This window comes from Microbacterium alkaliflavum (genome assembly GCF_044325405.1).
GTDB lineage: Bacteria > Actinomycetota > Actinomycetes > Actinomycetales > Microbacteriaceae > Microbacterium > Microbacterium alkaliflavum.
The window spans coordinates 90,386-104,858 of record NZ_JBIQWL010000007.1 but is presented as its reverse complement, the minus strand read 5'-3'; the positions used below and the strand labels follow the sequence as shown (position 1 = coordinate 104,858).

General features: G+C 68.8%; 13 protein-coding genes. 3 read left to right on the top strand and 10 right to left on the bottom strand.

Annotated features, from left to right (window positions below):
• Positions 1-17 precede the first annotated feature (17 nt).
• The 8 genes from ACH3VR_RS17210 to ACH3VR_RS17175 form a co-directional block, all read right to left on the bottom strand.
• The gene (locus ACH3VR_RS17210; RefSeq protein ID WP_397557617.1) at positions 18-2,093 is read right to left on the bottom strand and encodes a glycosyltransferase; all 2,076 of its coding nucleotides are present in this window, start codon (positions 2,091-2,093) and stop codon (positions 18-20) included.
• Entirely contained in the window at positions 2,093-3,094 is a 1,002-nt protein-coding gene (locus ACH3VR_RS17205; protein ID WP_397557553.1) for a glycosyltransferase, read from the bottom strand. The genes ACH3VR_RS17210 and ACH3VR_RS17205 overlap by 1 nt, the downstream gene beginning before the upstream one ends.
• Positions 3,095-3,148: 54 nt before the next feature.
• Entirely contained in the window at positions 3,149-4,024 is an 876-nt protein-coding gene (locus ACH3VR_RS17200; protein ID WP_397557552.1) for an alpha/beta hydrolase, read from the bottom strand.
• Entirely contained in the window at positions 4,021-5,097 is a 1,077-nt protein-coding gene (locus tag ACH3VR_RS17195; protein WP_397557551.1) for an acyltransferase family protein, read from the bottom strand. Before ACH3VR_RS17195 ends, ACH3VR_RS17200 begins: the two co-directional genes overlap by 4 nt.
• A gap of 129 nt (positions 5,098-5,226) precedes the next feature.
• Positions 5,227-6,222: a glycosyltransferase family 2 protein gene (locus ACH3VR_RS17190; protein WP_397557550.1), complete on the bottom strand. Its 996-nt coding sequence runs from the start codon at positions 6,220-6,222 to the stop codon at positions 5,227-5,229.
• Complete coding sequence (locus tag ACH3VR_RS17185) at positions 6,219-7,910, bottom strand: lipopolysaccharide biosynthesis protein (RefSeq protein WP_397557549.1); 1,692 nt, start codon at positions 7,908-7,910, stop codon at positions 6,219-6,221. Before ACH3VR_RS17185 ends, ACH3VR_RS17190 begins: the two co-directional genes overlap by 4 nt.
• Positions 7,907-8,962 carry a glycosyltransferase gene (locus ACH3VR_RS17180; RefSeq protein WP_397557548.1) on the bottom strand — a complete coding sequence of 352 codons (1,056 nt, stop codon included), beginning with the start codon at positions 8,960-8,962 and terminating at the stop codon, positions 7,907-7,909. The genes ACH3VR_RS17185 and ACH3VR_RS17180 overlap by 4 nt, the downstream gene beginning before the upstream one ends.
• Positions 8,963-9,116: 154 nt before the next feature.
• Entirely contained in the window at positions 9,117-9,935 is an 819-nt protein-coding gene (locus ACH3VR_RS17175; RefSeq protein ID WP_397557547.1) for a polysaccharide pyruvyl transferase family protein, read from the bottom strand.
• A 267-nt stretch (positions 9,936-10,202) separates the two neighbouring features.
• Here ACH3VR_RS17175 and ACH3VR_RS17170 point away from each other — a divergent pair, with 267 nt between their 5' ends.
• A complete protein-coding gene (locus ACH3VR_RS17170; protein ID WP_397557546.1) occupies positions 10,203-11,702 on the top strand; it encodes a sugar transferase in 1,500 nt (499 codons plus the stop codon).
• Here the strand turns inward: ACH3VR_RS17170 and ACH3VR_RS17165 are convergent.
• Positions 11,696-11,920 carry a hypothetical protein gene (locus tag ACH3VR_RS17165; protein WP_397557545.1) on the bottom strand — a complete coding sequence of 75 codons (225 nt, stop codon included), beginning with the start codon at positions 11,918-11,920 and terminating at the stop codon, positions 11,696-11,698. The genes ACH3VR_RS17170 and ACH3VR_RS17165 overlap by 7 nt on opposite strands.
• A gap of 167 nt (positions 11,921-12,087) precedes the next feature.
• Positions 12,088-12,981 carry a UTP--glucose-1-phosphate uridylyltransferase GalU gene (gene galU, locus ACH3VR_RS17160; protein WP_397557544.1) on the bottom strand — a complete coding sequence of 298 codons (894 nt, stop codon included), beginning with the start codon at positions 12,979-12,981 and terminating at the stop codon, positions 12,088-12,090.
• A 522-nt stretch (positions 12,982-13,503) separates the two neighbouring features.
• Between galU and rplM the strand changes: the two genes are divergently transcribed.
• Both rplM and rpsI read left to right on the top strand, forming a co-directional pair.
• The gene (rplM, locus tag ACH3VR_RS17155; RefSeq protein WP_397557543.1) at positions 13,504-13,950 is read left to right on the top strand and encodes a 50S ribosomal protein L13; all 447 of its coding nucleotides are present in this window, start codon (positions 13,504-13,506) and stop codon (positions 13,948-13,950) included.
• 29 nt (positions 13,951-13,979) lie between these two features.
• A complete protein-coding gene (rpsI, locus tag ACH3VR_RS17150; protein ID WP_397557542.1) occupies positions 13,980-14,462 on the top strand; it encodes a 30S ribosomal protein S9 in 483 nt (160 codons plus the stop codon).
• Positions 14,463-14,473: the final 11 nt, after the last annotated feature.

Genomic DNA, 14,473 nt, shown 5'->3' with positions numbered 1-14,473 from the left:
GTCAACGGATCATTCGGTCAGTCCAGGACACTCAGCCACAGCTCCTCCACCTTGGGGTACACGGCCTCCGCGGAGAACTCCGAAGCGAACCTGTCGTAGCCTGCGGCCGACACGGTGGAGCGCTGCTCGGCGTCATCCATGAGCGCGCGAAGCGCCGCGGCGAGCTCATCGGCGTCGCCGGGTGCGACGAGCACGCCCGCGCCGTCTCCCAGGACGCGCGGGATGCCGCCGACCGGCGTGGAGATGACGGCGTTCTTGCGCGCCAGGGCCTCGAGGACGAACATCGGCATCGCCTCGTCGCGCGAGGGCAGCACGGCGATCGTCGACCGCTCGAGCAGCGTCATGAGGGCGTCGTGCTCGAGCGCGCCCTGCTTGCGCACGCCGTCGGGCAGGTCGGTCACGAGGTCGGACTCGAGAATGGGGCCGGCGATGTGCAGCTCCCATCCCGCACCGGGGTCGGCGAGCTTCCACGCCTCGACGAGCACGTCGACGCCCTTGCGGCGCGTCACCCCGCCGCCGAAGACGACGAGCTGCTCCTTCTCGCGCTCGCGGCCCTCCGGCACGGCGTTGGGGACCAGCGTGACCCGCGCGTCGGGAAGCAGCGACACGACGGCATCCCTCGTCTCCTCGCTCAGCGCCACGACGACATCGGCCGCCCCGAGCGTTCTGCGGACGAGCGCCGGAGAGCCTTCGGCGAAGCTCACGAAGCTGCTCCCGTGCAGGTGCGCGACCGTGGGGTAGCGAAGAAGCTTGGCGAATCGCAGGATCAGACCCTCGCGCACGAAGGATCCCTTCTGCGAGAGGTGCACGGCGACGACCGTGCGACCGCGGCGGCCGAGGAAGGGCGTGCGGACGAGGGCGGCGGTGAACAGCGCGATCCCGGAGAGGCCCTTCTTCCCGTTGCGGCTGACGAGGAGCCGCTGCCGCACGTTGCCGAACGGCCAGGAGAGGTAGGCGTTGACGACCTGCGTCATGCCGCCCGCGATCTCGCCCTTGCGTCCGACGTGCCACACCGTCGGCTGCAGGTTCGTCGTGGTGCCGGCCGGCGCGAGGTCGGGCCGCAGCAGCAGCGTGACGCGGTCCTGCACCTCGCTCAGCTGCGTGCGCGCCTCGAACAGCGCGGCCTGGACCTTGGGCCAGTTGTCGGTCGCTTCGGCCAGGGCCTCGCGGATGACCCGCTCCGTGAGACCGCGCGTGCGGATCGACACATGCGAGATGCCCGCGGCCGAGAAGTGACGATCGATCTTGTCGCTGTCGTCGACGAGCGGCGCGATGGGTGCCGCCCCCTCCGTCACGGCCGTGATGAGCACGTGGAGGCGGTCGCTGACGGCGAGCGTGGTCTTGCGGTACAGCTCGCGCAGCTGCTGCTCGTGTCCCTCGTGGTCGTCACCCGACCATGCGTGGTAGCGACCGCCGAGGCGCTCGGCGAGAAGCCTCGAACGCTCCGCGTCGCGCTCGACCTGGACGACGGAGACGATCTCGAGATCGCGCTGCTGGGCGAACGAGCGCACCGCGCCGAACCATTCGTCGGACGGGAGCGGTCGGTCGCTGCGCATCGAGACGACGAGCACGGGCCGCTCGTCCTTGCCGCGCGGTTCGGCCTCGCCCTCGCCGAATGCGAGGTCGGGCATGACGGTGCCGCCGAGGAAGTCGGCCGTGCGGGCGTCGCGCCACGTGACGAGGTCGGTCATCGCGAGCGACGGCTGCATGAGGAGCTTCGGGATCGGCTCGAATCCGCGCGACCCCGCACCGACGCGGATGACGGGCTTGCGGCGGAGCTTCAGCGCGACGAGCAGGGGGAGCATGCTGAGGTGCTCCTTGAGGCCCGCGAACGTGATCTGGATCTCACCGGGCTTGAAGACGTAGGCGGCCTTGCCGCGCACGGCGTCGGCGAGGGCCGCGCGATACCAGGCCGCGAAGCTGCGGTACACGACGTGGTCTTCGCCGACGAGCGACTCGGCGTAGCCCGCCGGCGCGTTGCCGACGAACACGTGGAGCCGGCCGAGCGGTTCGAGCCACTTGAGGAGCTGGCGGCGGAGGATGATGTCGCCGATGTTGTCGTACTGGCCGATGCCCGGCACGTAGATCTCCATCACGAGCGTCCCTTCCCGCGGCCCGTGAGTTCGGGCGCGGCGTCGCTGTCGGTGAGGATGGCGTGGGTGGCGGCATCCTTCAGGACGTCCGCCGTGAGCTGCTCGACCTCGACGGCCGATCCGATCCCGGTCTCGCGCAGGAGCGCCGCGATCTGCTCTTGGTGGTCGTCGACGTGCTCCTTGCGCGCCGAACGACGCACGACGGCGACGGGGTAGATGCCCATCTCGAGGAGGCCGAGGATCGTCCCGACGCCGGAGTGCGTGATGACGACGTCCGCCTCGCGGGCCGACTTGTCGAAGTCGGCGGCGTCCATCTGCGCCACCGCTCGACCCGGAAGCTCGTCGGTGCGCGTCGTGTAGCCGAGCTGCCACGTCGTGTCGGATCCGGCGAGACCGGTCGCGAGGACGGCGTCGACGAGCGAGTCGAAGCGGTACCCCTCGATCGTGCCGAGCGTGACGAAGATCTTGAGCGGACGCGTGGTGTCGACGGGGCGGCCCGTCGTCTCGAAGGTCTCGAGAACGCTGGGATGCACCCCCCAGCGCCCGTGCGCCCACGAGCGGTGCTGCGTGCGCATCTGCGTTCCGCGCAATCCGTAGAGGATGCGGCCGCTGAGCGAGGGACCCTGCACGCGCGACACGCTTTCGATGTAGAGGGTCGGGATGCCGCGCATCCGAGCCGCCGGCAGCGCGGCGAGAGCCAGCGCGGCTCCCGTGCTGACGGCTGCCTCGAACTGCTCGTCGGCGACGGCTTCGCGGATGAGGCGGAAGGCCTGGGCGGTCGACTTCCAGTCCCGCGGGCGGATGTAGGGGACCACGAGCGTGCGGCGGCCGGCCAGCAGCGATCGCGTCTGCGGCGAGTCGAAGCTGATCCACAGCGAGTCGTCGGTGGCGCCCAGGCCGGGCGCGAGGCGCACCAATTGGGCGATGTGGCCTCCGGTCGATGCGGCCAGGAGGAGCTTGCGGGGTGTTTCGGCCTCGAGGGAGGGCAGTGCGGTGCTCATGGGGTCCTCTCGGAGTCGGTCAGTGGAATGCGTCTCGGCCTTGCCGCTGCCCCATCACAGCTGTTCCTTCAGGAAGTCGAACATCTTCGCGCGCACGTCGTCCGTGAGCAGGGCGAGGCCATGGCGCTCGCCGGGAGACATGACGAGCTCGGTCGGCACTCCCGCCGCGACCAGCGCGTCGTGCAGCGCCTCGACCTGACCGGCCGGCACGAGCTCGCGCGTGCCGCCGGCGAGGAACATCGGCGTGTCGCCCGCGGACACCGCGAGAAGAGGGGATGCCTCCGCGCCGACCGGGCAGTCCGCGATGTCGGAGCAGCCGAGGTAGGCGAGGATCGTCGCGATCGCCTCGTTCGTGGGAGTGCCCAGCGCCAGCCCGTCGGCGGTCATGTCCGAGACCGGCGAGAGCGCGGCGGCGGCCGTGAGGCCGGAGTCGCTGCGCGTTGCGAGCGTCGCCGTGATGATCGCACCGGCCGAGCTGCCGATCATGCCGATGTGCGCGGGGTCGATCCCGTGCGCGGCGGCGACCTCCGGCTCTTTCAGCCACGCGACGGCGGCCGCCGCGTCATCGATCTGAGCCGGGTACGAGTTCTGCGGCAGCAGCCGGTAGTCGACCGTGACGCCGACGATGCCCTGGGCTGCGGCATCCGCACAGAGCTGCATCATGCTCGAGCGCGAGCCTTCGCTGAAGCCGCCGCCGTGGAGCAGGACGACGGCCGGCACAGGTGAGTCGACGCCTTCCGGCTCGCAGAACTCCGCCTTCAGGTCGGTGCCGTCGACGGTGCGGTAGACCTCGGCGGCCGTGGCCGTCCCCGTCGCCGACGGCGTGCGCTCGCCGGCGGGGGCACCGGATGCGCCTGGAGAGGCGCATCCGGCGAGAGCCAGTGCGATCGCAGCGGCTGCGGCCAGAAGAGAGGTGGAGCGGTGGATCACGCGGAGCTTCCTCCTACGGCCTTGCGGGAGCGCCGCAGGCGCATGGGCGGGACGTACAGCCATTTGACCTTGGTCGTCAGCTTGGAGAGCTGGATGGCGACGTAGGTGGTCAGGATCGCGGAGACCGTGACGATCGCCGCGCCGAGCGCGCCGCCGATGGGCGGCAGCAGCCACTCGAGCAGCGAGGCCATGCTCACGATGATGAAGATGTGGAGCAGGTAGATCTGCAGGCTCCACTCGCCGATCGTGCCGAACACGGCCGCGAGCGGACGGACCATCGCGATGTACTTCGAGGCGACGAAGCCCACCGCGATCGCGAGCACCTGCATGACGGTCACGGTGAACGGCAGGCCCCGCACGCCGGGGACGGCGACGACGACGGCGGATGCCGCCAGGTAGACCACCGCGAGGCCCGCAAGCGTCCACGGGCCTGCCTTCGTGATGCCCTTCGTGATGCGGTCGTAGAAGAGGGCGCCGACGAGGAAGAAGAGGAAGAGCGCCGCCGTGCGGTTCCAGCCCAGGTTGTCGAACGAGACGATCCCCGAGGTGATCGCCGCCGAGATGAGCGCCGCCCCCGAGACCTTGAGCCACACCGGGACGCGTCGAAGCGCCCACACCCCGAGCGTGAACCAGAACATCGCGTAGAGGAACCAGTAGCTGTTGCTGGGCCACACGAACAGGAGCAGCAGGCTCCGCAGGTCGGTCGCGGGAAGCGCGCCGAGGTCGCCGTTCGTGCCGGGCACGACCGTGTAGAACACGAACCGCACGAGCGACCACACGACGTACAGCCACAGCAGTGGCACCAGCCGGCGCTTCCAGAGCTGCGGGAACGTCCACTGCGAGACCCGCAGCGCGAACATGCCCGAGATGACGAAGAAGGCGGGCATCGGGAACGCCTCGAGGAACTGCTTGAGGCGCCCCGGATACCCGGTGATGTCGGCGTGGCCGAAGTAAAGGCTCGTGTGGAAGATCACCACCATGAACATGGCGACGCCCTTGGCGATGTCCACCCATGCCTTGGGTCGTGTGTTGCGGTCGATCAACGACCATTTCTGCTGAACCGTGTCAGTCATCGCGATACTCCCTCCCCCCCACGGGGACATGTCGCGCCGTCGTCGGCCACGCTACGAGCGGGCCGTTTCCAGGCTGTGTCGTGGCAGCGACGATCGTGCGAACAACGCGCCCCCGCGCGTCATCGACCGTCACAGTCGGCCCCCGGCCTTGTCGAGCACCACGCTGTAGGCGCGCGGGCTGAGCCATCCGAGGGTGTAGATGCCGAAGCGCGTCACGTCGCGCCGGCGCCTGATGGCACCGAGCTGCGCGAACGACATCTCCGAGCGCACCTGCTTGACGAGAGCGCGGCGTTCGGTGTCCGTGTAGGCGCCCGAGGTCGCGTCCTTCAGGCGCGACAGGGTGTTGTATCGGGCGCGGTAGTACAGGTAGTCGGGGCTCTTCAGAGCCGAGGCGTCGACGCGTGCGACACATCTGGCCATGACCTCGCCGAGTTCGCGGAGCGAGTCGGCGCGGCGGGATCCGGAGCGGATGATGGAACCCGCCCGCAGCTTGTAGACGTACACCGATCGGCGCAGGATCGCGACGCGCTGAGCCTCGACGAGGGCCTGAGCGACCATGGCCTGATCGGAGTGCTGGCGGATGCGGGTGAATTCGATGCGGCTGAGCAGCGATCGGCGGAAGAGCTTGTTCCAGAGGTGCCCCGTGATGCCGCCGACGAGGAGCGAGTCGAGTGCCGCCGCTCCCGTGATGACGTCGTCCTCGGGGAGGTCTCCCACGGGGCGGGCCGGCTGGCCCTCGGACACGACCGTCGCGCCGGCGCACACGATGTCGGCGTCGACGGCGAGCGCCGCCCCGAGCAGCTCGTGCGCGGCATCCTCCGGCCAGTCGTCGTCGGCGTCGACGAACCAGACGTAGTCGCCGGTCGCGGCCGCGACGGCGGCCTCGCGCGCTGCGGCCACGCCCCCGTTCTCGGGGAGGAGGATCGCCTGCACGCTTTCGTGCGCGCCCGCGAGCCGCGTGAGGATCGCGGCGGTGTCGTCCTTCGACTTGTCGTCGACGAGCACCAGCTCGAGCTCGACGTCGGACTGCCGCAGCAGCCGCTCGACGGCCGACTCTATGAACTCCGCCGCGTTGTAGCACGGCAGCACGACGCTGACGGAGACCGCAGCCGGGGATGCGCTCATGACCGTCGCCTTCCGTCATCGTCCGCCCACTCGGCGGGCGGCTCGTCGCCGGGCAGCAGACCGTGCGGGCGCGCGAGCCGCTCCTCACCCTCGACGAGGGCCGGGTCGTCGAAGGCCTCGACGCGAGCGGCGCCCTCGAGAGCCTCGGCGAGATCGGGGTCCTCGATGCCTTCGGCGAGCTCGGCGTCGGCAGGCGAGGCATCCGTCGTCTTCGTCGCACGGCGCCGGCGGAAGTATCGGCGGGCCGCCGCGAGCTCGACGATGTCGCGACGGAATCGGGGCCAGACGAGCGCCATGAGGCCGATCCACGCGAGCAGCACGAGTCCGCCGACGATGACCTTGATGAACGGCAGCTCGGGGTCGATCCAGATCGTGGAGACGCCTGAGACGACGCAGCCGAACCCGAAGACGATGATCGCGCGCGCCCCGTTGAAGAACATGGCGCCCACCGGGGCGTCCGACGAGCGGCGCACCCACAGCAGTGAGAGCGGCCACATGATCGCGATGGATGCCGAGTATGCGATCGCGACGCCGTACATGCCCCAGATCGATCCGACCAGGATCGCCACGATCATGAACGGGCGGGTCACGAGCGAGTAGTAGAGGTTCTGCCGCATGAGCCCCTTGGACAGGAAGACCCAGTACGTCGCGTAGCCGGCCGCCTGGAAGAACCCGGCGACGAGCAGGATTCGGAAGACCGGCACGGCCTCGAGCCACTGCGGGCCGAGCATGATGCGGATGACCGACTCGGCCTGTGCGCCCAGGAGCGCGAGCACGGCGCCGATGACCGACAGCAGCGCCGACTGGCCGAAGGTGATGAACGCGGCGTAGCGCGCCTTGTCGTCCTGGAGCCGTGACAGCACGGGCAGTGCGACGCGGGTCGACGGCGCGTTCAGCTGCAGGAGGGGGAGCATCATGAGCTGGAACGCCCGGTTGTACAGACCGAGGTCGGCGGCACCGAAGCGGGCGCCGATCACGACGGAGTCGACGTTGCGGCTCGCGTACGTGAGCAGCTGCGTGCCGAACATGTTGACGCCGTAGCCGAGCAGCCCGCGCATCGACTCGCGTCGGGCGATGCCGCCCGGGAACCATCCCGTGAGCGCGATGAGCAGGCCGAGCGCCGCGACGGTCTGGCCGACCTGCTGCCCGACGAGCGACCAGTAGCCCATGCCTGTGAACGCCATCCACAGACCGACGCTGAGGCCGAGCACCTGGGCGCCGGTCTCGACCACGACGAGGCGGCCGAACCGCAGGTTGCGGGACAGGTCGGCGCGGAACTGCGTGGACAGTCCGTTGAGCAGGAAGGTGACCGAGAGCGCCGCCGCGATGGGCTGCAGCCGGTCGTCGCCGTAGAACGCCGCGATCAGCCAGGATGCCGCGATGGTGAGCAGCATGAGGCTCGCGCCCATGCCGGCGTTGATCCAGAACAGGTTGTTCTTCTGTCCCCGGCTCAGCGTACGAGCCTGGATCGCGGCCGAGCTCAGGCCGAAGTCGCGGATCAGCTCGCCGACGCCGATGATCGCCGTCACCATCGCAAGCAGACCGTAGTCCGACGGCGTGAGCAGGCGCGCGAGGATCATGATCCCGCCGAGCTGCACGACGACGCGGATGATCTGCCCCAGGATCGTGATCGCCGCTCCGCGCGACGCCGATGCTCCCAGGGACGTGTTGACGTCCACCCCAGTCATCGCCGGTGCGACGCCCGTGCGATGGCCAGGCGGTAGGCGCCTTCGACGATGCGCCCGACGTGGTCCCAATCACGCTCCGAGAGGTCCGGCTCGGCTAAGCGTTCGCCCGCGCGTGCGGTCTCGAGCCCCTGCCGCAGGATCTCAGCGGTCAGCTCTCCGTCGTACTCCAGGATCCAGCCCGGGCCGACTTCCTCGGCGAGCGCCGTGTTCGCCGGGGTGCGCGGCGCGAGGACCGGACGCGAGAGCGACATCGCGGCGAGGATCGCGCCCGAGTTGTGCATCTCGTTGTACGGCAGCACGACGAGCTCGGCGCGGCCGACCTCGTCGACCAGCTCGGCGTCCGAGACGTAGCGCAGGAGGGCCGTGATGCGGGGATCGCGGGCGCAGTGCGCCTCGACCATCTCGCGCTGGCCTTCGCTCGGCGCGCCCACGATGCGAAGCGTGACGTCCTCATCCGGAAGCTCCGAGAAGACGGTGCCGAGCCTGTCCACGCCCTTGTACGGCCGGATGATGCCGAAGTAGACGATGCGACCGGCCTCGGGGGCGGGCACGCCGTACGCCGAGTACGGTTTGCGGTAGTGCCCGTGCAGCGCGGTCACGACGGGGCGATCCGTCGGAGGGACCGTCGTCGGGTTGAGCCGGATGTAGACGTCCGTCGCGCGATCGAACCTCCGCAGCGCGCGCCGCTCGGCGGCGTTGCCGGGCTCGTGCGGCTCGACGTTGTGCAGGTGGCGGACGATGGGCGTGCGCAGGAGCTTGGCCCGCAGCAGGAAGGCATCGAGGTACCGGCGGCGCATGAACCTGCGCATCGGCGTGGCTCCGCGGATCGTGAGCTCGGGCCAGTGCGCGTGGAACACGTCGTACTTCGTGACGATGGCGCGCTTCCACGAGAAGTAGCGGTGGACGACGGCGGGATTGTCCATGCCGACCATCTGGTCGACGAACTTCGTCGTGCCGTCCGGCGGGACCAGCGTCTGCTGGACGACGATGACGGCGGGGCGTGCGGAGGCGGGATCGGACGTGACGGCTGCGCGATCGGCGGTTGTCGTCATGGTGAGCTCTCAGGTCATTGCGGAACTGCTTCGGAACGATGACGACCTTGTCCGGTGGTCACTGTAGCGGGCTCTTCTCGCTCGTGCCCATCCTTTTCACGCGACGGGCACCGACTGTTTACAAATGCGAAACTCGACCAGTACGCTTTTCGGCTCACGCAGCGAGACCCTGCGGAAATGCCGCAGAGCCCGTCCACATATCGGCCGGAAAGGCCTCCAGGAGAGGCTTCGGATCCCAGTCGACAATGGGCGGGGCGGGGTTTTCGAGGGCCTCGGCGACCGTCGACGACGAGGGCGGAAGCATCCGTCCGGTGCCCTCGAAATAGTCGTGGTATTTGAACAGATCCTCGGCTCCGGGGAGTACGAGGGAGGCGGGCACGCCGAACGTCTCGGCGAGGATGATCCCGTGCAGCGACGACGCGACGACGTGCGAGCTCTCGGCGATCGTGCGGATCGTCGTCCAGACCCGGGTCGTCGGGTCGAGGAATCCCGGCTCGTCCTTCCAGCGGGGGACGTCGTGGAGGTTCGGCACGACGGTGACTCCGAGGCGACGAGGGACGACGGATGCCGCGAACTCGCGGAAGACGGTCGGCACCAGAAGTGCGGGGTCGCCGTAGACCGCCGGCGCGTCGATGCCGCGCTCGGCGAGCCATGAGCGGGTGCGCGGACCCCGCACGGCTCGCACATCGAGCCGCGTGAAGCGGTACGCGTCGTCGGCGATCTTGCCGTTGCGCCCGCTGCCCCACACGGTGTCGCCGTCTCGCGCGAAATGCAGGACCGACCCGACGCTGAGCAGGCGCCGGTCGTCGGCGCGTCCCGGAATTCCCTTTGCGAGCTCTTTGACGATGAGCGGACCCAGCAGATCGCCGAAATTGTTGGGTCGCTTGATGCGGGGGAGTGCGCGCGCAATGCGGCCCTCGCCGATGTGCCGGCGCGGATTCCAGTGGACGAGTTCGACTCCGCGCAGCTTCACCGCACGCCTCCTCGGAGAATTGCGGTGGGCGCGCTGCGTATTGGCCGGTGCGTCATAGCGAGGAATGATAGCCAGCCCATGTTTCCAACCGTCGTCGGTGTCCGGAATCCGAAACGTTTGCCTGGCATGTAACACGTGTGTAACCCGCCGTTGGAGAATTCCCGCCATGATGGGCATTCGGAATCCGTCTCTGGGGGGCGACGGTCGACTCTCCGGGGTCGTTGCGCTGTTCCCCCGAGGTCCGCGGCTCGGGAGTGGTGAAGATACATGGCAACTGTGACGGTGAAGAACGAGCGACTCGTCGGGGGTACCGCCTATACGCAGGCGAACGCAGGAGCGGGCTCTGCCCGCTGGGAACGGAACTACGCCCGCGTCCTCGTGGCCACGGATGTCCTGATCCTCGTCGTGATGCTGGCGCTCGTGATGATCGTCGCCCCGCATCCGTCGATCGTCGAGGTGACGCGCTACGACTTCGCACTGCCGGCTGTCGGCATCGGAGTGGCTCTGCTGCTCGGCATCCTCGCACTCCTGTCGCTGACGGGAAGTCGCACGCCGCGCGTCGTCGGAGTCGGCAGCCAGGAGTACCGCGCGCTGGTGCAGTCGTCGTTCCTCGCGTTCACGACGGCGGCGCTGCTCGCCTACCTGTTCGGCGTCGAGGGTCTGACCTTCATCCTCGCTTACGGGCTCGTCGCGACCACGGCCGGTCTCGTCATCACTCGGTGGCTCTGGCGGCGCTGGCTCGTCGCGCAGCGGCGAAAGGGCAGGATGAGCAATCGGGTGCTGCTCGTGGGCTCGGAGGAGTCGGTGGCGGCGACCGCCCGCGACCTGAAGCGCACGCCCGCGGCGGGTCTTCATGTCGTCGGAGCCTGCACGCCCAGCGGGCGTGTGGCCGACTACATCCCCGGCACCGACATCGCGGTGTCCGGTTCGGTCGACAAGGTGATCGAGGCACTGCACCGCGTCGACGCCGACACCGTCCTGATCAGCAGCGCCAACGAGCTGAGCGCCGCGACTGTCCGGTCCCTGAGCTGGGACCTCGAACCCGGTCGCCACCACCTCATCGTGGCTCCGAGCCTCACAGACATCGGCGGTCCGCGCCTGCACACGCGTCCGGTCGCCGGTCTCCCGCTGGTCCACGTGGAGACGCCTCGCTATTCGGGAGGAAAGCTGCACGCCAAGCGCACGTTCGACGTCATCGCAGCCGGTGCACTGGTCGTGCTGCTGGCTCCCGTGCTCATCTTCGTCGCCCTCGCCGTGCAGTTCACGAGCCCCGGCGGCGTCCTCTTCCGCCAGGAGCGCATCGGCCTCGGCGGCGAGAAGTTCCACATGCTGAAGTTCCGGTCGATGTATCAGGATGCCGAGGCCCGCCTCGCCGACCTCGCGGACAAGTCGCGGGACAGCGGCAACGACATCATGTTCAAGATGAAGGACGACCCGCGCGTCACGGGTGTGGGCAAAGTCCTCCGACGGTTCAGCCTGGACGAGCTGCCCCAGCTGTTCAACGTCGTGCGCGGCGACATGGCTCTCGTCGGGCCGCGCCCTCCGCTGGAGCGCGAGGTGACGCAGTACGCCGACACCGTGCACCGTCGATTCCTCGTCAAGCCCGGCATCACGGGCCTCTGGCAGGTGAGCGGCCGGAGCGACCTCGACTGGGACGAGACGGTCCGCCTCGACCTGTTCTACGTCGAGAACTGGACGCTGACCGGCGACCTCACGATCCTCTTCAAGACCGTGAAGGCCGTGCTCAAGAGCGAGGGCGCCTACTGACCCTGCCGGCCGCCGTCTGCGGCCGCGGCGTCGTGCTTCCGAGCGGATGCCGCGGCCGCGGCGTCTTCTCGGCGCATCTCGTGTGCCATCGCCTCGATCCGGCGCTCATGGTCACCCGCGGCGGCGGTGCGGCCGACCACGACCGCGACGAGTATGGCGATGACAGCCCACGCGGCGAGAACGCCGGCGGCGATGAGAACGATCGTTGGGGCATCCATGGTGAGGCGACTCTCCGTCGAGTGCTGCTTCGTCTGCGAGGTTGGAGCTTCCGGACAGACTAGCGGATTCCCGCGCTTCGCGGTCGTGTCGGCAGGATCTCGTCAGGTACGGGAGAACCGCCCCGGCCGGACGTGCTGTCCGGTCGGGGCGGCTCGTTGTGCGGGGGTCAGGCGAGGGTCGGGGCGACTTCCTTGATCCATGCGGCAAGCTCGGGACCGAGATCCTCGCGGTCGAGCGCGAGCTGGATGCTCGACTTGAGGTAGTCGAGGCGGTCGCCGGTGTCGTAGCGGCGGCCGTGGAACACGACACCGAGCACGGGGCCCGCGATCTCCTCGTCGTCGGCGAGCGTCTCGAGCGCGTCGGTCAGCTGGATCTCGCCGCCCTTGCCGGGCGCGGTCTCCTCGAGCACGTCGAAGATCTGCGGCTTGAGCACGTAGCGCCCGATGATGGCCAGATTGCTGGGCGCCTCCGCCGCCGAGGGCTTCTCGACGAGGGCCTTGATCTTGACGACATCCGTCTCGTCGGTGGTCTCGACGTCGGCGCAGCCGTAGAGGTGGATCTGCGACGGATCGACCTCCATGAGGGCGACGACGGTGGCGCTCTTGTGGAGCGACACCTCGATCATGCGGGAGAGCAGCGGATCGCGGGCATCGATGAGGTCGTCGCCGAGCAGCACGGCGAAGGTCTCGTTCCCGACGTGCTTGCGCGCGCGGAGCACGGCGTGACCGAGGCCCTTGGGGTCGCCCTGGCGGACGAAGTGGATGTCGGCGAGGGAGCTCGGCTGCATGACGCGCTCGAGCTTGCTGTGGTCGCCCTTCTGCTCCAGCGTGTGCTCGAGCTCCGTCACGCGGTCGAAGTGGTTCGCGAGCGCGTTCTTGTTGCGCCCGATGATCACGAGGATGTCGTCGATACCCGCCGAGACGGCCTCCTCGACCACGTACTGGATCGCGGGCTTGTCTACAACGGGAAGCATCTCCTTGGGCATCGCCTTCGTCGCCGGGAGGAATCGCGTGCCGAGGCCGGCCGCGGGGATCACTGCCTTGATGGAGCTGTTCGTCATGTGCGCGACGGTACCCAGCCGGGATGAAGATTCCATTTCGCACAGGTGACGGGCCGTCACACTCCACGAAATATCGCGATCCGATCGGTGATTCGGGATGCGCGCGACGGATCAGGCGTGGGAAAATCGTTCTGTCGGAACCACGACCCGCCGGAGCGCTCATCGCTCCTGCTGGACAACTCGAAACGCAGATTTCACATCGCCGCAGTGCGGTGTAAACGACCCGCGTCATAGTGTCAGAACTGGCTCCGCAATGACGCGCATAGACAGGTCCCCGGTCGGGCGCATCCCCAGGCGCATCCCCAAGCCGGCCGGGGGCCGTTGCGCGCCCGCTCGGTTTGGACGTGGCATCCCGATGCCGTAAGCTTGACCTTTGGTGTCCGGCTCTTGCTGACCCGGCACCGCGAACGTGAGCCCTCCACTGGCGTCTTCCGCCCCTCGACAAGCTCGGGGATCGAAGCGGAAGCACCCCGGAGTGGGATTCACGAACCTCTCCGTTCGAATCAAGAAAGCAGCACTACTGTGACGCGCACTTTCACCCCCAAGGCTGGCGAAGTCCAGCGCGAGTGGCTGGTCATCGACGCGACCGATGTCGTCCTCGGACGTCTCGCCTCGCACACGGCGGCCCTCCTCCGCGGCAAGCACAAGGCGACCTTCGCCAACCACGTCGACACCGGTGACTTCGTCATCATCGTCAACGCCGAGAAGGTCGCCCTCACGGGCCAGAAGCTGGAGCAGAAGAAGGCCTACCGCCACTCGGGTTACCCGGGCGGCCTCAAGGCCGTCACCTACTCGGAGCTCCTCGAGAAGAATCCGGTCCGCGCGGTCGAGAAGGCCGTCCGCGGCATGCTCCCCAAGAACAGCCTGGGTCGCCAGCAGCTGTCGAAGCTGAAGGTCTACGCCGGTGCCGAGCACCCGCACGGCGCTCAGCAGCCCAAGACGTACACCTTCGACCAGGTCGCCCAGTAAGCGCCGCTCTCCAGACTAAGGAAACACTCGTGGCGAAGATCCAGGATTCCGCAGACCTCAGCAACTACTCGACCGAGACGCCCGTCGACCAGGAGGTCGTCGCCGCCGAGCGCCCCGTGCTCTCGGTGCCCGGCGCCGCTGTCGGCCGCCGCAAGCAGGCGATCGCGCGCGTGCGCCTCGTCCCCGGCTCCGGCACCATCACCATCAACGGCCGCACGTTCGAGGACTACTTCCCGAACAAGCTGCACCAGCAGCTCGTGACCGACCCCTTCACGGTGCTCAACCTGACGGGCGCGTACGACGTGATCGCCCGCATCTCGGGCGGTGGCCCCTCGGGCCAGGCTGGCGCGCTGCGCCTCGGCATCGCCCGCGCCCTCAACGAGATCGACGCGGAGAACAACCGCCCGACGCTCAAGAAGGCGGGCTTCCTCTCGCGCGACGCTCGCGTGAAGGAGCGCAAGAAGGCCGGTCTCAAGAAGGCCCGCAAGGCGCCTCAGTACTCGAAGCGCTGATCGGCGCACCC

Excerpts from the sequence above, each read along its gene's own strand:
- ACH3VR_RS17210 (WP_397557617.1), bottom strand. The coding sequence starts at position 2,093 with ATGGAGATCTACGTGCCGGGCATCGGCCAGTACGACAACATCGGCGAC.
- ACH3VR_RS17205 (WP_397557553.1), bottom strand. The coding sequence starts at position 3,094 with ATGAGCACCGCACTGCCCTCCCTCGAGGCCGAAACACCCCGCAAGCTC.
- ACH3VR_RS17195 (WP_397557551.1), bottom strand. The coding sequence starts at position 5,097 with ATGACTGACACGGTTCAGCAGAAATGGTCGTTGATCGACCGCAACACA.
- ACH3VR_RS17190 (WP_397557550.1), bottom strand. The coding sequence starts at position 6,222 with ATGAGCGCATCCCCGGCTGCGGTCTCCGTCAGCGTCGTGCTGCCGTGC.
- ACH3VR_RS17185 (WP_397557549.1), bottom strand. The coding sequence starts at position 7,910 with ATGACTGGGGTGGACGTCAACACGTCCCTGGGAGCATCGGCGTCGCGC.
- ACH3VR_RS17180 (WP_397557548.1), bottom strand. The coding sequence starts at position 8,962 with ATGACGACAACCGCCGATCGCGCAGCCGTCACGTCCGATCCCGCCTCC.
- ACH3VR_RS17170 (WP_397557546.1), top strand. The coding sequence starts at position 10,203 with ATGGCAACTGTGACGGTGAAGAACGAGCGACTCGTCGGGGGTACCGCC.
- ACH3VR_RS17165 (WP_397557545.1), bottom strand. The coding sequence starts at position 11,920 with ATGGATGCCCCAACGATCGTTCTCATCGCCGCCGGCGTTCTCGCCGCG.
- galU (WP_397557544.1), bottom strand. The coding sequence starts at position 12,981 with ATGACGAACAGCTCCATCAAGGCAGTGATCCCCGCGGCCGGCCTCGGC.